This window comes from Microbacterium sp. PMB16 (assembly GCF_051294855.1).
Lineage (GTDB): Bacteria > Actinomycetota > Actinomycetes > Actinomycetales > Microbacteriaceae > Microbacterium.
Map to the genome: position 1 here is coordinate 1,976,869 of NZ_CP145908.1, position 13,664 is coordinate 1,990,532.

16 protein-coding genes and 3 tRNA genes are annotated in these 13,664 nt (G+C 67.8%); 10 read left to right on the plus strand and 9 right to left on the minus strand.

The window, feature by feature from the left end; all coding sequences use genetic code 11:
* Positions 1-29 precede the first annotated feature (29 nt).
* Positions 30-335: a hypothetical protein gene (locus V5D55_RS09390; protein ID WP_435749136.1), complete on the minus strand. Its 306-nt coding sequence runs from the start codon at positions 333-335 to the stop codon at positions 30-32.
* 150 nt (positions 336-485) lie between these two features.
* On the opposite strand from V5D55_RS09390, the gene V5D55_RS09395 reads away from it, so the two are divergent.
* The 4 genes from V5D55_RS09395 (at position 486) to V5D55_RS09410 (ending at position 3,760) form a co-directional block, all read left to right on the plus strand.
* Positions 486-767 (plus strand): hypothetical protein, encoded by a 282-nt coding sequence (locus tag V5D55_RS09395; protein ID WP_435749137.1) that lies wholly within the window; start codon positions 486-488, stop codon positions 765-767.
* A 40-nt stretch (positions 768-807) separates the two neighbouring features.
* Entirely contained in the window at positions 808-1,470 is a 663-nt protein-coding gene (locus V5D55_RS09400) for a nucleotidyltransferase domain-containing protein (RefSeq protein ID WP_435749138.1), read from the plus strand.
* A gap of 74 nt (positions 1,471-1,544) precedes the next feature.
* On the plus strand, positions 1,545-2,870 hold the full coding sequence (locus tag V5D55_RS09405) for a peptidoglycan DD-metalloendopeptidase family protein (protein ID WP_435749139.1): 1,326 nt from the start codon (positions 1,545-1,547) through the stop codon (positions 2,868-2,870).
* 44 nt (positions 2,871-2,914) lie between these two features.
* A complete protein-coding gene (locus tag V5D55_RS09410; RefSeq protein WP_435749140.1) occupies positions 2,915-3,760 on the plus strand; it encodes a transposase in 846 nt (281 codons plus the stop codon).
* 6 nt (positions 3,761-3,766) lie between these two features.
* Here the strand turns inward: V5D55_RS09410 and V5D55_RS09415 are convergent, their stop codons facing one another.
* The 5 genes from V5D55_RS09415 to V5D55_RS09435 form a co-directional block, all read right to left on the minus strand.
* Complete coding sequence (locus V5D55_RS09415; RefSeq protein WP_435749141.1) at positions 3,767-4,135, minus strand: bleomycin resistance protein; 369 nt, start codon at positions 4,133-4,135, stop codon at positions 3,767-3,769.
* Positions 4,125-4,418 (minus strand): hypothetical protein, encoded by a 294-nt coding sequence (locus V5D55_RS09420; protein ID WP_435749142.1) that lies wholly within the window; start codon positions 4,416-4,418, stop codon positions 4,125-4,127. The genes V5D55_RS09415 and V5D55_RS09420 overlap by 11 nt, the downstream gene beginning before the upstream one ends.
* Before the next feature lie 162 nt (positions 4,419-4,580).
* Positions 4,581-4,653 (minus strand) — tRNA-Phe (locus V5D55_RS09425).
* A 69-nt stretch (positions 4,654-4,722) separates the two neighbouring features.
* Positions 4,723-4,796, minus strand: a tRNA-Asp gene (locus V5D55_RS09430).
* 29 nt (positions 4,797-4,825) lie between these two features.
* Positions 4,826-4,898: transfer RNA gene (locus V5D55_RS09435), tRNA-Glu, on the minus strand.
* Positions 4,899-5,108: 210 nt separating this feature from the next.
* Here V5D55_RS09435 and V5D55_RS09440 point away from each other — a divergent pair.
* The gene (locus tag V5D55_RS09440; protein ID WP_435749143.1) at positions 5,109-6,467 is read left to right on the plus strand and encodes a M23 family metallopeptidase; all 1,359 of its coding nucleotides are present in this window, start codon (positions 5,109-5,111) and stop codon (positions 6,465-6,467) included.
* Between the two features lie 70 nt (positions 6,468-6,537).
* Here V5D55_RS09440 and V5D55_RS09445 read toward each other — a convergent pair whose 3' ends face one another.
* The gene (locus V5D55_RS09445; RefSeq protein WP_435749144.1) at positions 6,538-7,029 is read right to left on the minus strand and encodes an inorganic diphosphatase; all 492 of its coding nucleotides are present in this window, start codon (positions 7,027-7,029) and stop codon (positions 6,538-6,540) included.
* A gap of 43 nt (positions 7,030-7,072) precedes the next feature.
* Positions 7,073-7,759, minus strand: a complete 687-nt coding sequence (locus V5D55_RS09450; RefSeq protein ID WP_435749145.1) for a TMEM175 family protein — start codon at positions 7,757-7,759, stop codon at positions 7,073-7,075.
* Between the two features lie 55 nt (positions 7,760-7,814).
* Here V5D55_RS09450 and tilS point away from each other — a divergent pair, with 55 nt between their 5' ends.
* Positions 7,815-8,807 (plus strand): tRNA lysidine(34) synthetase TilS, encoded by a 993-nt coding sequence (gene tilS, locus V5D55_RS09455; RefSeq protein ID WP_435749146.1) that lies wholly within the window; start codon positions 7,815-7,817, stop codon positions 8,805-8,807.
* On the opposite strand, the gene V5D55_RS09460 is transcribed toward tilS, so the two are convergent.
* Positions 8,808-9,410: a DUF937 domain-containing protein gene (locus tag V5D55_RS09460; RefSeq protein ID WP_435749147.1), complete on the minus strand. Its 603-nt coding sequence runs from the start codon at positions 9,408-9,410 to the stop codon at positions 8,808-8,810. It abuts the gene before it with no gap.
* A 132-nt stretch (positions 9,411-9,542) separates the two neighbouring features.
* On the opposite strand from V5D55_RS09460, the gene hpt reads away from it, so the two are divergent.
* The 4 genes from hpt to folP all read left to right on the plus strand — a co-directional run bounded on the left by hpt (position 9,543) and on the right by folP (position 13,630).
* A complete protein-coding gene (hpt, locus tag V5D55_RS09465) occupies positions 9,543-10,094 on the plus strand; it encodes a hypoxanthine phosphoribosyltransferase (RefSeq protein WP_307376890.1) in 552 nt (183 codons plus the stop codon).
* Positions 10,095-10,213: 119 nt separating this feature from the next.
* The gene (gene ftsH, locus V5D55_RS09470) at positions 10,214-12,214 is read left to right on the plus strand and encodes an ATP-dependent zinc metalloprotease FtsH (RefSeq protein ID WP_435749148.1); all 2,001 of its coding nucleotides are present in this window, start codon (positions 10,214-10,216) and stop codon (positions 12,212-12,214) included.
* A 1-nt stretch (position 12,215) separates the two neighbouring features.
* On the plus strand, positions 12,216-12,824 hold the full coding sequence (gene folE, locus V5D55_RS09475; protein ID WP_435749149.1) for a GTP cyclohydrolase I: 609 nt from the start codon (positions 12,216-12,218) through the stop codon (positions 12,822-12,824).
* A complete protein-coding gene (folP, locus tag V5D55_RS09480; protein ID WP_435749150.1) occupies positions 12,821-13,630 on the plus strand; it encodes a dihydropteroate synthase in 810 nt (269 codons plus the stop codon). The genes folE and folP overlap by 4 nt, the downstream gene beginning before the upstream one ends.
* The last annotated feature ends 34 nt before the right edge of the window (positions 13,631-13,664 follow it).

Below are 13,664 nucleotides of genomic sequence, written 5' to 3' on the forward strand. Positions count from 1 at the left end.
CCTCAGTTTCGTCGACCGGCGATCGCCGTTCAGACGGAGGTGACCAGGTGGTCGAGGACCAGTTCGCCGGTCGCGTTGAGGGCCTTCATCATCTCGGCGATCAGGTGCGGGTCGACGGGAGGCGGATCGGCGCTGTCGAATCCGAACTGCAGGGGGATGGCGGGATGGATCCAGACGGTCGCACGCCGGTCGATGCCCTCGCTGACCGGACGCCACGTCATCATGAAGCTCTCCTGGCGCCGGAGCTTGGTCGCGATCACGATCTTCAGGTGCGCCAAGGTCACGTCCTCGATGAGGATCGGATCCGAGGTTCCGTCGTAGCGCAGTCTGCCCATGAGTGAACCGTACACCGCGAGATATGGCTTCGTCGCGCGTGCGCCCGGCGCGATGCATGCCCGGGAATCGCCTCGCGCGCAATCCCCTTCTGTGCGGGGCCTCGCGGAGCTATTTTCGCGGGAAGACAGAGACAAGGGGAGGCGAATGAAATGACTGAGATGCAGACGATGGTTCGTACCCAGGTCACGGTCAACGACGTGGGCTTCTTCCTGGCGCAGGGGCAGGACATCGACCAGCTCAAAGGGGAGATCGTGTCCGCCGCTCAGACCGGGGGGCGATTCGTGGAGTTCGTCGTGGTGGGCAATCGCTCGGTGAGCGTTCTGATCTCGACCGCGACCCAGGTGGTGATCTCCGTCGAATCGGTGCAATACGACCACCGCGACACCGGCGACGACTCGGCTCCCTACGGCGGAGCCTTCGACCTGATCTGACGCGGGGGCGGATGCCGGGTCCGCGGTCTAGCCTTGGCCTGTGTCCGCATCACCCGTCCCCTTGCCACAGCCGCCGTCCGCTCGGCCGCTGCCACCCGCCGAGTTCGCGCGCTGGTACGGCGGCTGGGACCCGCTCACCCCCGAATCCATCGGTGAATTCCTTGCCGGATTCGATCGTCCGTGGTGGATCATCGGCGGATGGGCGCTGGAGAAGAGCACTGGCGTGAGCCGAGGCCATGAGGACCTGGACATCTCCATCGCCCATGACGACGCCGAGTCGTTGCGGCTGTTCCTCGCCGAGCGCGGGTGGACGACTTGGAACGCCGACGACGGGTGGCTGCGGCCGTTCGACGGCCGATTCGGCGAGATCCGCGCCGAGAGTGGGATCTGGGTGCGCAGGGATGCCACGGCGCCCTGGATCCTCGACATTCCGCTGACTCGATTCCGCGCGGGACGGTGGACCAACAAGCGCCTCCCTGAGCAGGAGTACGACCTCGATGAGGTGACCTGGATCGACGATGACGGGCTCCGCTACCTCAACCCCGAGATCGTGCTCCTCATGAAGCTCGCGCAGGTACGGGAGAAGGATATCGTCGACGCGCGCGCGAATCTGCCACTGCTGAACGGTCGGCAGCGCCGCTGGTTGTCCGAGACCATCGCCCGGATCGATCCCTCGCATCCGTGGGCGGCGCTCTCGGACTGACTTACCCGGTCCTGGTACGGTGACGGCGGAGGACACTGCGTCCCTGGGGCCCACCGAGCAAGAGAGTACGCGAGATGAAGCGAACATCCCGATGGCGTCTTGCCCGGATCGGATTCGCGACGGGGCTGGTTCTGGTCGCAGGAGTCCTCGTCCCCTCGGTCTCCGGTGTCGCACCTGCTGCCGCTGCGACCGACGGCCAGATGATCTATCCGGCTTCCGGCAACATCCAGTCGAAGGTCGGCGACGGATGCCGCGGCAACCACCGCGTCCACGATGGGATCGACATCACCGGTGCCGGCGGCGCCCCGATCCTCGCCGCGTACGACGGCGTGGTCAAAGCGCGCACGTCGAACGGCGGCTACGGCAACTACACAGACATCGAGCACCCCGGCGGGTACATCACCCGCTACGCGCACATGGCGGCTCCCGGGACGTTCGCGCCCGGCACGCGGGTGACCCGCGGGCAGCAGATCGGCGTCGTCGGGAAGACCGGAGCGACGTCCGCATTCCACCTTCATTTCGAGGTGCGGCTGAAGGGCGCCGTCTACACGCCCATCAACCAGGGGTTCACCTGCCTCGCGAACGTCGCCCGCGGCGGCTTCATCCCGCTGTACCTTCCGGGCCTCGGCAGCTCACCCGGCGCGCAGTTCGGCTCGGCCGACTACACCGGCGACAAGGCAGCGGACCTTCTCTTCATCGCCGGGAACGGCGATCTGCGCCTTCGCGCGGGCACGGGCAAGGGCGGCTTCCAGGCAGCGACCACGGTGTCCCCATCCTGGGGAGACACCCGCAGGCACATCACTCACGCTGACTTCAACGGCGACACGAAGGGCGACATCCTGGTCGCGAGCACGCGGGGACTCGAGTTCTACGCGGGCAACGGCGCCGGCGGGTTCCGGTCTCCCTCGGTGAGTCCCGGCACAGGGTGGTACGACATGCTGCATGTCGCATCCGGGGCGGACTACAACAGTGACGGCAAGCAAGACGTTCTCGGAGTGTCGTCGACCGGAGTCCTCACGATCTATCGGGGCGACGGTGCCGGCGGCTTCGCGAAGCCGAATCAGGCGATCGGTGGAGGGTGGGAGAACTTCCACTTCCTCGTCGGCGGCGACTTCGACAACGACGGCCGGGGCGACATCATCGCCGTGCGGGATTCCGGCGCTCTGATGTTCTACTCCGGGGCGATCAGCGGCTTCGCGCCGGCGCGCAACGTCGGGGAGGGCTGGCAGGAATTCACTGCGCTGACGGGTGGCGTCGACTACGACGGCGACGGATTCGCCGACCTTCTCGCGCGCACGCCGGCGGGAGACCTCTACCTTTATCCCGGCAGCGGGAATGGGGCGTTCAAGGCACGGGTCCTGGTCGGCTCCGGCTGGGGTGAGCACCTCCACCTCGAGTAGCGGGTCGCCGCGACGGCCCGGTGGTGGCGGCGTATCGTTGGCGCATGGCCGATCCGACGCTGGAGGAGATCGCGACGGAACTCTACGCCGGACCTCCGGAGGATTTCGTCTCCGGCCGGAATGCGCGCGCGAAGGACGCGGGCGACGCCGCGCTCGCGGCGCAGATCCGAAGTCTCCGCAAGCCATCCGTCGCCGCCTGGGTGGTGAATGTCTTCGCGCAGGAGCGTGCTGGACAGCTGGATCAGGCGCTGCAGCTCGCAGCGGAGCTGCGCGAGGCGCAGGAGGATCTGGATGCCGCCGCTCTCGCGAAGCTCGGTCGGGAGCGGAGGATGCTCACGAGGCGGCTCGCGGAGACAGCGGCCGAACTGGCAGGATCGCGGGGCGAACGCGTCACCCCTGCGACTTTGGAAGCAGTCGAGCAGAGCATATCCGCCGCTTTCTTCGATCCTGACGCGGCGGCGGCCGTCGCCTCCGGTCGGCTGATTCGCGCGCTCGAGCCTTCCGGGTCATCGACCGACGTGCGCGACGCCGTGGCGGGAGGTGTTCCCACCCTGGGGGCACCGCCCGAGCGCCCCGCCGACGAGCTCAAGGCTCGTCGGGAGAAACGTGAAGCCGAGCGCCGCGTGCACTCCGCCGAGAAGGACCTGGTGGCGGCGGAGCGGGACCTGGCGAAGCGCGACAAGGCGCTGCGTCGGATTCAGGAGAAGGCCGAGGAGCTCGCGGCGACGGAGGCGGAGCTCGACGCACAGCTGACGAAAGTGCGCACCGAGATGAAGCAGGTGCAGCGGGACATCCCCGACGCGGAGAAGGAGCGGACGAGAGCCGCAGAGCAGGCGGCTGCCGCCACCAGCGAGGTCGCAGACGCCAGGCGCGCGCTGGAGGAGTTCTAGCGAGATTCAGCTCAGGTTCTCGATGAGGGTGAGCTGCGTGCCGTCGGGGTCGATGAGGTACCCCGCCTGCATGCCCCAGTCCTGCATCCGCGGTTCGTGGAGGCGCGGATGGCCGGTGTCGGTCACCGGCACTCCTGTCGCATGGATCGCCTGCCAGAGCTCGTCGAGATCGGCGACCCGGATCGTGCACTGATGGCTGCTGGAAAGAGGGTCGACGTCGGGGTGTGAGAAGAATTCGATCTCGACCGTGCCGCGCTGGAGGATCATCCACCCGTCGTCGCTGTAGGTGATGTGGAACCCGAAGCTCTCGTAGAACCGCCGGGTGACCGCGAAGTCGCTGGAGGGGAGGTTCGGCAGTGCGCGATCAGCGGTCATGACGGATCCGGCCCTTCAGGAAGGGCAGCGCCGGCGCCCGGTACTCGAGTGCTGGTGCGTCGTGGGGCTTCAGTGCGACCTCCGCCTGACCGAACCGCCACATCCGGTTGAACAGGTAGACGCCGAGGACGACGGTCTCGTCGGCCGGAACCTGCCAGGTGCCGAGTCCCCATTGGGTCGGTTGGCCCCGCCCACCGATGACCAGCGTGGGGCGCACTCCGGCGTACAGCGCGAACCAGGGCTTGCGCAGCGTGAGTTCGATGCGGCGAGACGGGGGCGGCATGTGTCCAGCGTACGGGCGGAAACGACTATCCCTCAGGACCACCACAAGTGAGGCGCTTCGACTCGGTTCGCTCGCTCGACCAGCTCTCGCCAGGGCAAAGCAAAACCCCCGCCATGTAGAAGCTAGGCGAGGGTTTCTAAGGTGATTGTAATGATCACCCTGTGGCTCCGACGGGCGTCGATCCCGTGACCTCACGATTTTCAGTCGTGCGCTCTACCAACTGAGCTACAGAGCCGCGCGACCGGCGAACCTGTCGCGTCCTAGACGAAAAGCCCCCTCCGAAGAAAGAGCTCATCGCATGGAGCGACCCTGACGGGACTTGAACCCGCGACCTCCGCCGTGACAGGGCGGCACGCTAACCAACTGCGCTACAGGGCCATACTTGTTTTCAATTGTATCGGATGGAGTGACCCCAACGGGATTCGAACCCGTGCTACCGCCGTGAAAGGGCGGCGTCCTAGGCCGCTAAACGATGGGGCCGAGTCAGTCCCGGGGGACTTCCTTGCCGACGCTCAAGCATAAGGGATGTTTCGGGCAAATCGCGAATCGAGGGCGCGGCGGCTTCGTCGAAGCGTCGATCGGGAGGACGATGGGCAGGTCAGGCGTGCCGCGGCATCCGCATTTTCACTCTGTTGCTGATGTGAATGTTGTTGTTAGTGTGACATGTGTGAAACCGGCGGAAGGGGCCGAGTGAACGACAGGATCACGCTGGATGCTGCTGAGGCAGCATCCGAGGAATGTGGCTGCGCGCCCAGCGCGTCAGAGAGTCGCGCCTTCGCGAAGATGGGCATCAGTCGTCGTGGGGCCCTCGGCCTCGGCGTGCTCAGCGTCGTCTCGCTCAGCGCCTTCGGCATCTCATCCGGTGTGTCTGCCGCGTATGCGGCGACGTATCCGGATTGGGACGACGTCGTAGCGGCGAAGAAGAACCAGGCGGCGAAGGCCGCGGAGGTCAGCCGCATCGAAGGGCTGATCCAGTCCCTCACGCAGAAGGTCGCCGACACTCAGGCCGCTGCGAAGGTGGCATCCGACGAGTTCTACGAGGCCCAGCAGAACTACTTCGCCGCGATCGCCGAGGCGGAGACGCTGCAGGAGAAGGCCGACGCTCAAGCGGCTGTCGCCGATGAATCCGCGCGCAAGGCCGGTCAGGTCGCCGCCCAGCTCTACCGCAACGGCGGTGACGACACCTCTCTCGAGCTGTTCTTCGCCGGCTCCGCCAACAACGCCGACGAACTGCTCGCGCGCCTCGGCACGATGGACAAGCTCCTCGAATACAACCAGTCCGTCTACGACGACGCCGTCGCTGCCCGCAACTCCGCGCAGTCGCTCAGCGATCAGGCTGTGGTCGCGCGCGACGAGCGCGACCGGCTGCAGCAGATCGCCGAGGAGAAGATGGTCGCGGCGCAGCAGGCGGCAGACGCCGCACAGGCCGCGCTCGACGAGCAGTCCGAGAACCTCGAGACGATGCAGGCCCAGCTCGCAGCGCTCAAGGACACGACGTCGAAGACGGTTGCCGAGTACCAGAAGGGCGCGACCGAACGTCGCAAGCGCCGCGAGGCGGCGGCTGCCAAGGCGGCCGAGGAGGCTGCGGCGAACGCCGGCGGCAACAGCGGCGGCGGTGGCACCCCCGGCAACGGCGGGTGGGTCCGTCCGCACGGCGGATACCGCAGTTCCGGCTACGGACCCCGTTCCCAGCAGTGCAACGCCAACGGCTGCTCGTCCAGCTGGCACTACGGCGTCGACCTCGCCAACGGCTGCGGGGCAGCGATCTACGCCGCGCACTCGGGCACCGTGGACGCCGCGTTCTACAACGGCGGATACGGCAATTACGTCCGCATCCAGCACGGTGGCGGCGTCGCCACCGGCTACGCGCACATCAAGCAGGGCGGATTCGCCGTGCGCAGTGGCCAGTGGGTCAACGCGGGACAGGTCATCGCCTACGCGGGGAACACCGGCGGCTCATTCGGCTGCCACCTGCACTTCGAGGTCTACATCAACGGCGCCTACACGAACCCGATCAACTTCATGGCGGGCAAGGGCATCTCCGTCTGAACGCCCGTCCGCACGAGAAAAGACCCCCGGACCGCTGAGCGGACCGGGGTCTTTCGTCGAACGGGGCGGGTCAGTGACCCTGCTCGCCCGCGCGGACGATGGCCTCATCGAGGATGCGCTGCGCTTCGGCGGCGTCGCCCCAGGCGTCGACCTTGACCCACTTGTTGGGCTCGAGGTCCTTGTAGTGCTCGAAGAAGTGCTCGATCTCCTTCTTCGTGTACTCGGCCAGGTCGCCGATGTCCTGGATGTGCGCCCAGCGGGGGTCCTTCGACAGCACGGCGACGAGCTTGTCGTCTCCGCCGGCCTCGTCGCTCATCTTGAGCACCGCGACGGGGCGGACCTCGACGACGACGCCCGGGTAGATGGCGTGATCGAGCAGCACGAGCACGTCGAGCGGGTCGCCGTCCTCGCCGAGCGTGTTGTCGAAGTAGCCGTAGTCGGCCGGGTAGCCGAAGGTCGTGTAGAGCACGCGGTCGAGGTGCACTCGTCCGGTCTCGTGGTCGACCTCGTACTTCACGCGGCTGCCGCGCGGGATCTCGATGACGGCGTCGTGTGCGCCCATGCGTGTGCTCCTCTGAAAAGACGGTTGGATGCCGCGGACCAGCCTACTCGCGCGGGGAGGGGGTCCCCGGCTCGTCTCCGGCGGACCCGTCTGTGCGCCGCCGTGCAGACCGAGCCCAGAGCCGGTACAGCGCGCGGGAGACCACGCCGGTGAGCAACATGAGGAACAGAGCGTAATAGCCCTTGTCGCCGAGGGTGAGGGCGACGCCGAGGGCGACCGCGAAGAGGATGATCGCGACGCCATCGCCGATCGCTTCCTGTCGGGTGCGCGACGGTGGAGCAGTGGTGAGCTCCGGATGCCGCAGCAGGTACAACCGACCGCCGAGGGTCGTGACCTGGGTGAGGACCAGAGTTCCGATGTAGACGATCTCCTGCAGCGAGTCCGTGTCCATCTGGCCGAGCATCGCCGTCGGCACGGGCAGCCACACGATGGTCGCCATCCACGCGATGTTGATCCGGAGGAGCGCCGGCGTGATGGCCGTCACCTCGAGGTACTGCCGGTGGTGCTCCAGCCAGAAGTTCGCGATGAGCAGGAAGCTCAGCGCGAAGCTGAACAGCTGGCCCGAGTTCTCGCTGAGGAAGTCCGCGGTGTTCAAGCCCTCCGAGCCGGCCTCCGACACCGATTCCAGCAGGGGGAGGATCAGGAGGGTCATCGCGATCGCGACGACCGCGTCGGCGAACGCCTTGAAGCGCTCGGTCGGGAAATGCTGTGTGCTCTCGCTGTCTGCCACGGCGACAGACTAGACCCGGAGCGTGGCCGACGGAGACGTGCCCTACCGTTGAGGGGTGCCGTCGCTTCCTCCCGCCATCGCCGAGATCCGCCTCACCGTGCGTGCCGCGCTCGCCGATCTGCCCCCGGGAGCGACCGTCGTCGTCGCCCTCTCCGGCGGCGCCGATTCGCTCGCGCTCGCCGCGGCGACGGCCTTCGAGGCGTCGAAGCGGGGGATACCGGTGACGTCCGTGACGGTCGATCACGGTCTGCAGCTCGACTCGGCGGAGGTCGCCGCGCGTGCAGCGAGCATCGCCACAGGACTCGGTGTCGAAGCCGTCGTGGTGCGTGTCGACGTCGAGGGCGAGGGCGGCCCGGAGGCGGCGGCGCGTGAGGCGCGCTACCGGGTGCTGCGGGAAGTCGCGGCCGAGATCGGTGCGTCCGCGGTGCTCCTGGGGCACACGCTCGACGATCAGGCGGAGACGGTGCTGCTCGGCCTGGCCCGCGGATCGGGGGCGGCGAGTCTGCAGGGCATGGCGCCGACGCGCGAGGACGACGAGGGGCTGCGCTGGCTGCGACCACTGCTCGGAGTGCGCCGGGAGACGACCCGTGCCTTCTGCGCGGCATCCGATCTGGACCCTTGGGGCGACCCGCACAATCTCGACGACCGTTTCGCCCGGGTGCGCGTGCGCGAGCGTGTTCTCCCGGTGCTCGAGGCCGAGCTCGGACCCGGAATCGCCGAAGCGCTCGCCCGCACGGCTGAGCAGCTGCGGGAAGACGCCGAGGCCTTCGACGAGATGATCCACGAGACGATCGAGGACATCGTCGAGCACGCCGAGGCGGGCATATCCGTCAGCGTCGCGGCACTCGCAGCGAATCCCGCAGCGCTGCGCAACCGCATCATCCGGCTCGTCGTCGACAGCGAGTTCGGCGTGAGCCTGACCCGCACACAGACCGTGGAGGTCGCCCGACTCGTCACCGAGTGGACAGGTCAGGGGCCGATCGATCTGCCCGGCTGCTCGGCCGTGCGCCGCGGCGGGCAGATCGTCTTCACGGCATCCGGTCGCTGACTACTTCTTGCCGCCGAAGAGGCCACCCAGGATGTCGCCGATTCCTCCACCGCCGGAGTTGCCGCCGCCGCCGAGCAGACCGCCGAGCACATCGCCGAGGCCGCCACCGCCGGCACTGCTGCCGGCGCCGCTGTTCCCGCCGCCGAGGAGACCGCCGATGAGGTCGCCGATGCCTCCGCCGGAATCCTGCGCCCCGGCATCCGACTTCTCGGTCTTGCTCTTGCTCGCGTTCGCGATGAGACCCATCACGATGGGCGCGAGGATCGGGAGGAGCTTGCCGAAGTCGATGCCGGCGGTCGCCTTCGACTCGGTGAGCTTCTCGGTGACCTCCTTCTTGTTCGAGCCGAGGATGTGGGCGACGATCTTGTCGCCGTCGGCCTGATCGACCTCGTCGACCTTCGAGGGGCCGCGCGACCCCTCGTGCTTGCGCAGCGCCTTCTGGATGGCGGCCGATCCTTCTTCGGTCTCGGCGTTCTTCGCGAGACCACCGAGCAGCACCGCGCCGCCCTGCTCGACCGCGGCCTTGGCTTCGTCGCGTGAGACCCCCAGCTTCTCGGCGATGTCGTCGATCGGCACCTGCTTGAGGATGTCGTCAAGAGCCATGGTGAATCCTTCCGTCAGTGGGCGTCCGCCCGTCTCCCCGACACAGTAGTGCGGATGCCGCGGGCGCAGGGATATTCTGCGGATCCCCGAACCGGGGTCCGAGCACCCGGATGCGTCGCCTAAAATCGATCCATGCGCGCCGCGGAAATCCAGGACGACCTTGCCCAGATCCTCGTCACCGAGGAGCAGATCCTCGCCAAGCTGGAGGAGCTCGCGGCCCAGGTGGCCATCGACTACGAGGGCAAGGACCTCGTGCTCGTCGGCGTCCTCAAGGGGGCCGTGATGGTCATGGCCGACTTCGCGCGAGCGCTCCCGTTCCACGCCCCGATGGACTGGATGGCCGTCTCCAGCTACGGCGCGAGCACCCGGTCCAGCGGTGTGGTCCAGATCCGCAAAGACCTCGACACCGACCTGAACGGCAAGCACGTCCTCATCGTCGAGGACATCATCGACTCGGGCCTCACCCTCAGCTGGCTGCTGGAGAACTTCGGCTCCCGCGGCGCGGAGTCGATCGAGGTGCTGGCGCTGCTGCGCAAGCCCGAGGCCGCGAAGGTCGTCATCGACTGCAAGTACGTCGGCTTCGACATCCCCACCGACTTCGTCGTCGGATACGGCCTCGACTACGCCGAGCGGTACCGCAACCTCCGCGACGTCGCCGTGCTCGCCCCGCATGTCTACAGCTGAAGACCCCTGAGCCCCCTTCGTCTCGTCGCTGGCGCTCCTCGCTCAGGAACCGCGCAGGGGTACGCCGTGGGTGAACGCACAGCGGCCCCCTAGGACGCGCGCGATACGCTGATCCGATCATGGATGTGAAGAAGCTCACCCGGAATCCGCTGATCTACGTCGCGCTGATCGGCGTGCTGCTCTTCGGAGGCTTCCTCCTGATCTCGAACCTCGGGGCACCCAAGCAGATCACCACCCAGGAGGGGCTGAAGCTCCTCTCCGGTCAGACGGTCACCGAGGTCGTCAACACCGATGGCGATCAGCGCGTCGACATGACGCTCTCGAAGCCGTTCGAAGGCTCGGAGAACGTCCAGTTCTATTACGTCGACGCCCGCGCCGACGAGGTGGTCTCGGCCATCAACGAATCGGCCCCGAAGGACGGCTTCAACGACGCTGTCCCGCGCGCGACCTGGTTCGACGGCTTCCTCTCGCTGCTGCTGCCCCTCGTGCTGCTCGGCCTCCTGTTCTGGTGGCTCCTGTCGTCGATGCAGGGTGGCGGCGGCAAGGTCATGCAGTTCGGCAAGTCCAAGGCCAAGCTCGTCAACAAGGAGACCCCGACGGTCACGTTCGCCGACGTCGCCGGTGCGGATGAGGCCATCGAAGAGCTGCACGAGATCAAGGAGTTCCTCCAGGATCCGGGCAAGTTCCAGGCGATCGGCGCCCGCATCCCGAAGGGCGTGCTGCTGTACGGCCCTCCCGGAACCGGAAAGACGCTGCTCGCCCGTGCCGTCGCCGGCGAGGCGGGAGCCCCGTTCTACTCGATCTCCGGATCGGACTTCGTCGAGATGTTCGTCGGCGTCGGTGCCTCCCGAGTCCGCGACCTCTTCGGCCAGGCCAAGGAGAACGCGCCCGCCATCATCTTCATCGACGAGATCGACGCCGTCGGCCGCCACCGCGGCGCCGGCATGGGCGGCGGCAACGACGAGCGCGAGCAGACCCTTAACCAGATGCTGGTCGAGATGGACGGCTTCGACCCCAACGCCAACGTGATCGTGATCGCGGCGACCAACCGCCCCGACATCCTCGACCCCGCGCTGCTGCGTCCCGGCCGTTTCGATCGTCAGATCGGCGTCGATGCGCCCGACCTCAAGGGCCGCCAGCGGATCCTCGAGGTGCACAGCAAGGGCAAGCCCCTCGCGAAGAGCGTCGACCTCGAGGTCGTCGCTCGCAAGACCCCCGGCTTCACCGGTGCAGACCTTGCCAACGTGCTCAACGAGGCGGCGCTGCTCACCGCTCGCTCGAACGCACAGCTGGTCGACAACCGCGCCCTCGATGAGGCCATCGATCGCGTGATCGCCGGCCCGCAGCGTCGCACGCGCGTGATGCGCGACAAGGAGAAGCTCATCACGGCGTACCACGAGGGCGGACACGCGCTCGCGGCAGCGGCGATGAACTACACCGACCCGGTGACGAAGATCACGATCCTTCCGCGTGGCAAGGCGCTCGGGTACACGATGGTGCTGCCGCTCGACGACAAGTACTCCGTCACCCGGAACGAGCTCCAGGACCAGCTGACCTATGCCATGGGCGGCCGTGTCGCGGAGGAGCTCGTGTTCCACGACCCCACCACCGGCGCTTCGAACGACATCGAGAAGGCGACCTCCATCGCCCGCAAGATGGTCATCGAGTACGGCATGACGACGAAGGTCGGTCCGGTCAAGCTCGGCTCCGAGGGTGGCGACGTGTTCGTCGCCCGTGACATGGGGCGCGGTCGGGAGTACTCCGAGAGCGTCGCTGAGCGCGTGGACGCCGAGGTGCGGGCACTGATCGAGCAGGCCCACAACGAGGCGTACGAAGTGATCAGCGCGAACCGCGATCTGCTCGACAAGCTCGCGTTGGCGCTGCTCGAGGAGGAGACCCTCGACCACAACCAGATCGCCGAGATCTTCACCGAGATCAAGAAGCTCCCCGAGCGTCCGCTCTGGCTGTCGAGCGAAGACCGTCCGGTCTCCGAGCGCCCGCCGATCGAGGTGCCGAAGAAGGACGTGTCGCTCGCGGCATCCGTCGAGGCTCCGGCCGCGGCACCGCGTGCGCAGCAGGGATCGGCGGGGGCAACTCACCCGCGTCCTGCGACGGCGTGACGTGACCGTCGACAGGCAGCGCGTCGCACGGCTCACCAGAGAGCTGCTCGAAGCGATCGGCGAAGACCCGGACCGGCCTGGACTGAAGCAGACACCGACGCGGATGGCCGAGCTGTACTCGGAGTTCTTCGCCGGCGTCGGAGCGGATGCTGCGGAGCCGCTGGAACGCACGATCAGCGTGACGCGTGGACCGGCGCCCGACACGCTCCCGTCCGGCGCCGTGCTGCTGCGTGACATCCGGTTCCGCTCGGTCTGCGAGCATCACCTGCTGCCCTTCGCCGGGCACGCGCACATTGCCTATCTCCCCGGCGAGCAAGTGGTGGGCTTGGGTGCGCTCGTGCGCGTCGTCGAGATCCTCGCGGCCCGGCCGCAGGTGCAGGAGCGGCTCGGCGAGCAGATCGCCGACACCATCGCCGAGAACCTCGACACGCGCGCAGTGCTGGTCGTCCTCGACGCGAGCCACGGGTGCGTGACCATGCGCGGAAGTCGCCAGCCGGAGGCCTCGACGCTCACGATCGCCGCGCGCGGCGAGTACACGGATGCTGCGGCGCGAGCCGAACTGATCACGCTGATCGGCCACTCCTCGAACCAGGGAGACCGCTCCTCGTGACCGCGATCTGGGGCATCGTCAATGTGACGCCCGATTCGTTCAGTGACGGTGGGCGCTACCTCGATGTCGACCGTGCGGTCGCACGCGGACTGCAGCTGCGCGCCGACGGCGCCACGGTGCTCGACATCGGCGGCGAATCGACGCGGCCGGGCGCGGAGCGCGTCGGCACCGAGGTCGAGCAGGAGCGGGTGATCCCCGTCATCGAGCAGCTCGTCGCGGCGGGGGTGCCCGTCAGCATCGACACCCTGAATGCGGCCACGGCTGCTGCGGCGGTGCGCGCCGGAGCCAGGATCGTGAACGATGTCTCGGGTGGCCTGGCTGACCCGGAGATGCGCGCGGCGGTCGCCGAGTCCGGGGCCGACTTCGCGATCGGACACTGGCGGGGCTTCTCCGCCGACATGTACGCGAAGGCCGAATACCATCGCGCGGCACGCGAAGTCGCCGGCGAGCTCCAGGAGCGCATCGGCGAAGCCGCGGCATCCGGAATCGCACCGTCACGACTCATCGTCGACCCGGGTATCGGCTTCGCGAAGGCGGGAGCCCAGAACTGGGACGTGCTCCGGGGGCTCGACGAGATCGTGGCACTCGGACCCCGGGTGCTGATCGGCACCTCGCGCAAACGATTCCTCGCCGAGACTCTCAGACACGGCGCACCGGCCGACGCCGACGTGTCCGAGGAGCGTCGCGACCTCGCCACGGCCGTCACGAGTGCTCTCGCCGTGCGGGCAGGAGTGTGGGCGGTGCGCGTGCACGACGTCGCATCGACCCGAGACGCGCTCGCGATCGCCCGCGCCTGGGAAGGCTGAGGACGGGCCACGCACGTCCGCCGTACGCTAGGGG